Below are 7411 nucleotides of genomic sequence, written 5' to 3' on the forward strand. Positions count from 1 at the left end.
CCTTTCACCTTAGGTACTTTATCTCACAAATGTAGCGTACCTTACAAATGCCAGCTTCGTTATTTCGATGCTCCGGATTCTAGCCTAACGATGCAGCAGCTAGAGGAACAAAAGCTTATCTAATTCTAAATTAGGCAGCTAAGGCGTAGTTATTTTCGCCAATTATAGTTTGAACGTTATCTTTTAAGTGCTCTCCGTACAACGCACTGCATGCTTACATACTCAGCGCCACCCTGTCAAATCCAGAACGAGCCCATTATATGTGCTGATGGTGTGTGGTTAACTACTCCTTTCAAACCATCAGCTTAGATACAAAAGTACTAAAATTATGCCATAGTTCTACCAGGATATTGTTTTAATGCAATATCCAGACAATCCATAGCACTATTAAGGTCGGCGGTATTTAAGACATAAGCCATTCTAACCTCGTTTTTTCCATAACCTTCAGTCGAATAAAACCCGGTAGCAGGAGCCATCATAACGGTTGCGCCATCATGAGTAAAGCTTTCCAGTATCCACTGACAAAATTGATCAGCATCATCTATTGGTAATCTAGCTACAACATAAAAAGCACCGCCCGGATTAGGGCAAAACACTCCTTCGATAGCATTTAACCTTTTTACCAATGTATCTCTTCTTAAGGTATATTCTTTGTTTACCTCCTCAAAATAGCTATCAGGGGTATCAACTGCTGCTGTTCCGGCAATTTGTTCAACCATACCCGGACTTAATCTGGCCTGGGCAAATTTTAATGCCGATTGGATTACTTCTTTGTTCTTAGTGATAATACAACCTAATCTTGCACCACAAGCACTGTAGCGTTTAGAAACGGTATCTATTACCACTACATTTTCATCTATTCCATCGAGGTATAAAGGAGAGATAAATTCTCTGCCATCATAGCAAAACTCTCTGTAAGCCTCGTCAGAAAACAAGAAAAGGTCATATTTTAAGCAAAGAGCTTTAAGGGCTTCCAGCTCTTCCCTTGAGTATAAATAACCTGTAGGATTATTTGGATTGCAAATAATAATACCCCTGGTTTTATCGGTAATTAACTTTTCAAAATCAGCTATTGGAGGGAGTGCAAAACCATTTTCTATATGCGATAATATTGGTTTTACAACCACATTACTCATGCAAGCAAACCCATTATAGTTGGCATAAAAAGGCTCAGGAACAATAATTTCGTCGCCTTCGTTAATACAGGTCTGCATGGCTATGGTGATAGCTTCAGATCCGCCTACAGTTACCAAAATATCTTCAGGGGTAATGTTGTACCCAAGTTTATTATAGTATTCGGCAAGTTTAGTTCTATAGGTCAGTGTACCTTCAGAAGGAGTATAGGCCCACACATTGAATGTAATATTTTTGATGGCATTTAACATCACTTCCGGCGTCGCTATGTCAGGTTGTCCAATATTTAAATGGTACACCTTTTTTCCGTCCCTCTTTGCCTGATCAGCAAACGGGGTTAATTTTCTAATTGGCGAAGCGGGCATTTGTACCCCTTTCTCTGAAATCCTTGGCATGGTACAAAAGTAAAAAACCTCGTTGATTAACGAGGTCTTTTCTTAGAAATATCTTTATTGGATTCTATTTAGTGCTTCCAGCTACAGTTTCGCCTTTGATGTAAAGAACTTTAGTAGTTGTTTTAGCATTAGAAGTTATAGTAATGCTTTTGCTAAATGGAAGTGCTGCAGTAGGGTTATAAGTAACTTTAATTGTTCCTGTTTCTCCTTTTTTGATTGGAGTTTTGGTGTATTCAGGTACTGTACAGCCACAAGTTGTTTCAACTTTGCTAAGGATCAATGGTTGATCTCCTATATTAGTGAATTTAAAATCTACAGAAGCAGGTTTGTTCAAAGGGATTTTTCCAAAGTCATAAGTCTCTTTGTCAAATTTAAACTCCGCTGGTTTAGATTGAGCATTTGATGCAACACTTATTCCTAAAATTAATGTAAATAGTAATAATAACTTTTTCATCTTATGTGGGTTTTAAAACAAATTTAATGTTTTAAACGATAATTCAAAAAGTATTCCAATATATAAATTAACTCACACCGTTAAGTCATACTTTAGAATTTATGTATCTTTGCCCCATAACTGATTTGCTTATGACGCCAAATAGTAAACTTACAACGAACCCAATTGATGCTTCAGAGTTAAGTTTTGATGATTTCAAAACGATTGTTATTAACGACTATAAAATAGCTTACGAGAGTAGACAAGCTAGTTTATTAGGACGTAAAGAAGTGTTGACGGGTAAGGCGAAGTTTGGAATATTTGGTGATGGTAAGGAGATTCCTCAGATAGCAATGGCCAAAGCTTTTAAAAATGGCGATTGGCGATCTGGCTACTATAGAGATCAGACTTTTGCCTTTGCAACCGGAATTTGTACACTAAAAGAGTTTTTTGCTCAGTTATACGCAAACCCAAGTGTTGAGGCTGATCCTGCATCTGCCGGGCGACAAATGAATTGTCACTTTGCTACCCGTTCACTTAATGAAGACGGTAGCTGGAAAGACCTGACGGAGATGAAAAACTCTTCGTCTGATATTGCGCCAACCGGTGGTCAAATGGCCCGTTTAGTAGGTTTGGCCTATGCTTCCAAATTATACAGGCAAAATCCCGACTTAAGTTATCTTAAAAATTTCTCGGTAAACGGCAATGAAGTTGCGTTTGGTACCATTGGTAATGCCTCTACTTCCGAGGGGGTGTTTTTTGAAGCTATTAATGCTGCAGGTGTTCTCCAAATTCCAATGGCTATGTCTATCTGGGATGATGCTTATGGAATCTCAGTTCCTGCCAAGTATCAAACTACTAAAGAGGATATTTCAGAAATTCTAAAAGGATTTCAAAGAGATGAAGATGCAGCCGGCTACGAAATATTTAAAGTAAGAGGCTGGGATTATCCGGCACTGTGCGAAACCTATCAGCGTGCTATAGATGTATGCAGAACTGAACATGTTCCCGTTTTGATACATGTTACAGAGGTCACTCAACCACAAGGACACTCTACTTCCGGTTCTCATGAGCGTTATAAAGATAAAGATCGCTTGGAGTGGGAGCGTGAGTATGACTGCAACCTGCAGATGCGTAAGTGGATGCTTGAATCAGCTATTATTACAGAAGAAGAAATTACTGAGCTGGAAGCAACTGCAAAGAAACTTGTACGTGAAACCCAACGAGAGGCATGGAATGAATTCTTAGCTACCATTAAAGTAGAGAAGGAAGAGGTAATCGATATGATCAACAGAATTGCCAACGGCAATCCTGCTATCAGTAAAATTGCTTCACTACTTGCCAGTACGCCCGATGCATTGCGTAAGGAGGTTGTTTCTTCAGCAAGAAAAACATTACGTCTTAGCATTAATAACCCTTCTCCAGAGAGAGACAAACTGATAAACTGGTATAATAGCCAGGCCTCTTTAAACGAAGACAGGTACAATTCTAAGCTATTTACCGATGGTATAGAAAGTCCGTTATTGGTTAAACAGGTGGCTCCCGAATACACTGAGGAAAGTAAAATGGTAGACGGCCGTGAATTACTGAACGCTTGCTTTGACGCTAATTTTGCACGCGATGAGCGTTTAGTAGCCTTTGGTGAAGATTTAGGCGCAATAGGCGACGTAAACCAGGGTTTTGCAGGCCTGCAAGCCAAGTATGGTGATTTAAGGATCACTGATACCGGTATTAGAGAAATGACAATTATTGGTCAGGGTATTGGTCTGGCTTTGCGCGGTTTAAAACCTATTGCAGAGATTCAGTACCTCGATTATTTACTATATGCACTTAATATTTTAAGTGATGACCTGGCAAGCTTATCTTATAGGACTAAAGCCGGTCAAAAAGCGCCTGTTATCATCAGAACCCGTGGACATAGGTTAGAAGGCGTGTGGCATTCAGGATCTCCAATGTCTATGATTTTGGGCTCATTAAGAGGTTTGCATATATGCGTTCCGCGTAATATGACACAGGCTGCAGGTATTTACAATACCTTATTCAGATCTGATGAACCTGCTCTGGTTATTGAATGTCTGAATGGATACAGGTTAAAAGAAAAACTACCGGAAAATGTTGGCGAATACACTGTTCCTCTTGGAGAGGCAGAGATCGTAAGAACAGGAACTGATGTTACCATTGTATCTTATGGAGCTACTTTAAGAGTTGTTGAAGAAGCAGCAGAAGAATTAGCCCAGTTAGGGATTTCAGTTGAAATAATCGATCCTCAAACACTACTTCCTTTTGATACAAAACGGATTTGTGCAGAATCTTTAAAGAAAACAAATAAGTTATTGGTAGTTGATGAAGATGTTCCGGGTGGAGGCGCTGCATTTATTTTACAACAGGTACTTGAAGCGCAAAATGGTTATTACCATTTAGACGGACAGCCAAGAACGCTTACTGCTAAAGCTCACCGTCCGCCTTATGGATCAGATGGAGATTATTTTAGTAAGCCATCTGTTGATGATATTATTGAAACCGTGTATCAAATTATGCACGACAATAACGCATCAAAATACCCTTCTATATTCTAAAAACAGACTTGCCAGAGAAGATAACTCTTCAGAGTTATCTCAGACTCTGATCAGAGTCAACTTAGACTCTCCTTAGACCATGATCTAAGGAGAGTCTAAATTAACTTTGTTGATTTTCTGTTATGCTAATTTGCTTGATCTGTTTCGAAGCAAATGATCGGCTAGCACTAATGCTGCCATTGCCTCAACAATTACAACTGCACGAGGTACAACACATGGATCGTGTCGGCCTTTACCTTTAATTTCTGCAGCTTCGCCTGCAGCATTTATGGTTTGCTGATTGTGCATAATTGTTGCAACCGGTTTAAAGGCTACTGTGAAATTGATTTCCATTCCGTTAGAAATACCTCCCTGGATTCCACCAGAGAAGTTGGTAAGCGTTTTAGGCCGACCTTCATTTGCTAAAAAGATATCGTTATGCTCTGATCCCCTCATTTCGCTTCCGCTAAATCCAGACCCATATTCAAAACCGTGAACAGCATTAATGCTTAGCATAGCTTTACCCAGATCTGCATGAAGTTTATCAAATACAGGTTCACCTAAGCCAACAGGGCAGTTTTTAACAATACAATTGATCTTTCCGCCTACTGTATCGCCATCCTTGCGAACGCCATCAATAAATTCGATCATTTGATTTGCGATAGCGGGATCTGCACAGCGAACGATGTTTTCTTCGCGGATAGCTAGCAAATCAGCGATGTTTTTACTTTCAAGATTAGGTGCTTCGATTTTGCCTACTGAAGATACGTGTGCAAAAACTTCAATACCATGATGTTTTAACAACAACTTGGCAATAGCTCCTGCTGCAACGCGGGCAGCTGTTTCACGAGCTGAGGAGCGTCCGCCGCCACGGTGATCACGAATGCCATATTTAGCATCATAAGTATAATCGGCATGAGAGGGGCGATAAACATCAGTATTGTGGCTATAATCTTTACTGCGCTGATCCTCGTTTGGAATAAGCATTGCAATTGGCGTACCTGTACTTTTTCCTTCAAATGTTCCTGAAAGAATCTGCACGGTATCGCTCTCCTTTCGTTGAGTAGTAATCTTAGATTGCCCCGGTTTGCGTTTATCTAACTCTGATTGAATAAAATCAAGATCGATGGGCAATTGCGCCGGACATCCATCCAGAATAACACCAATGGCCACACCATGTGATTCCCCAAAGGTAGTGATGCGAAATAATTGCCCGAATGTGTTGCCTGCCATTTTAGAATTATTTTATGTTTTTAATTAAATCTCTGTAACTGTAAACCCTGCTTTTACTAAATCTTTCCAGAAATCAGGATAAGATTTTTCTACAACATCCATTTCTTCCAGAACAACTTCGTTTATGACCAGACTAAGCGGAGCAAAAGCCATCGCCATTCTATGGTCTTCGTAAGTAGCAAAAGATACCCTTTCAGGGAAGTTTAGCTGATCGCAGTTCAGTGTATAAATAAAGTTGTCTTCATTTAAGGTTACACCAATCTTTGAAAGCTCATTTTGTAAAGCCAAAACACGATCAGTTTCTTTGATCTTTAAGGTTTCCAGACCCGTGAATTTAAGGTTTTTTCTTAAAGCAGCGGCACATACAATAATGGTTTGTGCTAAATCCGGACAATCTTTTAGATCAAGAATATCATCATTAAAGTTTGTTTCAGTGGTTGTAAGGTTAATTCCTTTGCTGGTTTTTGCTGTTTGTACCCCAAAGGCACTCATAATTTCTCTGATACGACTATCGCCTTGCAAGCTTTTATCTTTTAGATAAGGCAAACCGATCTGTGCATTTTCAGCAAGCGCTGCTATGCTATACCAATAAGAAGCTGCACTCCAGTCGGGTTCTACTGCAAGTGTAGCCGCTTCAAAAGTCTGTGGTTTAATGGTAATGTTGTTTCCAGACCATTCATGCACAATACCAGCTTCCTGAAGCATGTCTAACGTCATTTTAACATAAGGAAGAGAGGTTAACTCACCTTCAATCTGTAGCGTTAAACCTAGCGGTAAAATAGGCGCAATCATTAATAAAGCTGAAATATACTGACTACTTATATCACCTTTAATCTTAACGGTATCAGTGCTTTGTTTTAACGGACCATTGATGTTTAACGGAGGGAATCCATCTTGTTCAAGGTAAGTAATATCAGCACCGATGTTTTTTAATGCTTCAGCAAGAATACCAATGGGGCGTTGTTTCATTCTTTCTGTTCCTGTTAATAAAAAATTACCAGGTAGGGTAGAGAGCATGGCTGTTAAAAAACGCATTGCAGTACCCGCAGGGCCCACATCAACGGTTTGTTGATGTGGGTTGCTTTGCGAGATATTATTTAATATACTGTTTAAAGTAACAGTATCAGCAGCATTAGACATATTATCAACCTTTACAGTCCCCTTACTCAAAGAGCTGATAATTAATGCTCTGTTACACTCACTCTTAGAGCCTGTAAGTGTAATTTCTGTATCTATTTGTTTGCTTCCTTTAAAAGAAACAAGCGCATGTTTACTCATTATTAAGACTTAACTTCTGTGTGTGCTTCTGCTGCAATTCCTTTTTCGGCTTTGCCTGCGTTCATGATCTCAGTTTGTTTACGGATAGACTCACCATGAACAAGTTCCAAAAATTTCTCAGTAAAGTTTAAATCTAACTTTAGTGCTTTTGCAAATGAGATACCTTTTTGAATGATGGCATCCCAACGGTTAACCTGTAAAATTGTAACCTGGTTATCGCGTTTGTACTCACCGATTTTAGCAACGATAGACATACGCTCACCTAATTTTTGTAATAAGATGTCGTCAATTTTATCGATTTGCTTACGGAATTCAGCTAATTGATCAGAGATCGCTTCATTTTTAGTTTCTGGTTCACGAACTGTTAAGCGATCAACCAACTC

General features: G+C 39.3%; 6 protein-coding genes. 1 reads left to right on the forward strand and 5 read right to left on the reverse strand.

The window, feature by feature from the left end; genetic code table 11:
* Nucleotides 1-326: 326 nt before the first annotated feature.
* Both AC1DG9_RS20005 and AC1DG9_RS20010 read right to left on the reverse strand, forming a co-directional pair.
* Nucleotides 327-1529, reverse strand: coding sequence for a pyridoxal phosphate-dependent aminotransferase (locus AC1DG9_RS20005; protein WP_288878955.1), 1203 nt, complete (start codon nt 1527-1529; stop codon nt 327-329).
* A gap of 64 nt (nt 1530-1593) precedes the next feature.
* The gene (locus tag AC1DG9_RS20010) at nt 1594-1983 is read right to left on the reverse strand and encodes a DUF1573 domain-containing protein (protein WP_068891054.1); all 390 of its coding nucleotides are present in this window, start codon (nt 1981-1983) and stop codon (nt 1594-1596) included.
* Between the two features lie 131 nt (nt 1984-2114).
* On the opposite strand from AC1DG9_RS20010, the gene AC1DG9_RS20015 reads away from it, so the two are divergent.
* Nucleotides 2115-4538, forward strand: coding sequence for an alpha-ketoacid dehydrogenase subunit alpha/beta (locus AC1DG9_RS20015; RefSeq protein WP_288878956.1), 2424 nt, complete (start codon nt 2115-2117; stop codon nt 4536-4538).
* Between the two features lie 120 nt (nt 4539-4658).
* On the opposite strand, the gene aroC is transcribed toward AC1DG9_RS20015, so the two are convergent.
* The 3 genes from aroC to AC1DG9_RS20030 form a co-directional block, all read right to left on the reverse strand.
* A complete protein-coding gene (gene aroC, locus AC1DG9_RS20020; protein WP_172659739.1) occupies nt 4659-5750 on the reverse strand; it encodes a chorismate synthase in 1092 nt (363 codons plus the stop codon).
* 24 nt (nt 5751-5774) lie between these two features.
* A complete protein-coding gene (gene aroA, locus AC1DG9_RS20025; protein WP_288878958.1) occupies nt 5775-7028 on the reverse strand; it encodes a 3-phosphoshikimate 1-carboxyvinyltransferase in 1254 nt (417 codons plus the stop codon).
* A gap of 2 nt (nt 7029-7030) precedes the next feature.
* Nucleotides 7031-7411 (reverse strand): chorismate mutase (locus AC1DG9_RS20030; protein WP_477635114.1); only part of this gene is annotated, 381 nt, incomplete at its 5' end.

The organism is Pedobacter sp. 05L430 (assembly GCF_056397585.1).

Bases quoted from the DNA above. Each gene is read 5' to 3' on its own strand.
- AC1DG9_RS20005 (WP_288878955.1), bottom strand. From the start codon at position 1,529: ATGCCAAGGATTTCAGAGAAAGGGGTACAAATGCCCGCTTCGCCAATT.
- AC1DG9_RS20010 (WP_068891054.1), bottom strand. From the start codon at position 1,983: ATGAAAAAGTTATTATTACTATTTACATTAATTTTAGGAATAAGTGTT.
- AC1DG9_RS20015 (WP_288878956.1), top strand. From the start codon at position 2,115: ATGACGCCAAATAGTAAACTTACAACGAACCCAATTGATGCTTCAGAG.
- aroC (WP_172659739.1), bottom strand. From the start codon at position 5,750: ATGGCAGGCAACACATTCGGGCAATTATTTCGCATCACTACCTTTGGG.
- aroA (WP_288878958.1), bottom strand. From the start codon at position 7,028: ATGAGTAAACATGCGCTTGTTTCTTTTAAAGGAAGCAAACAAATAGAT.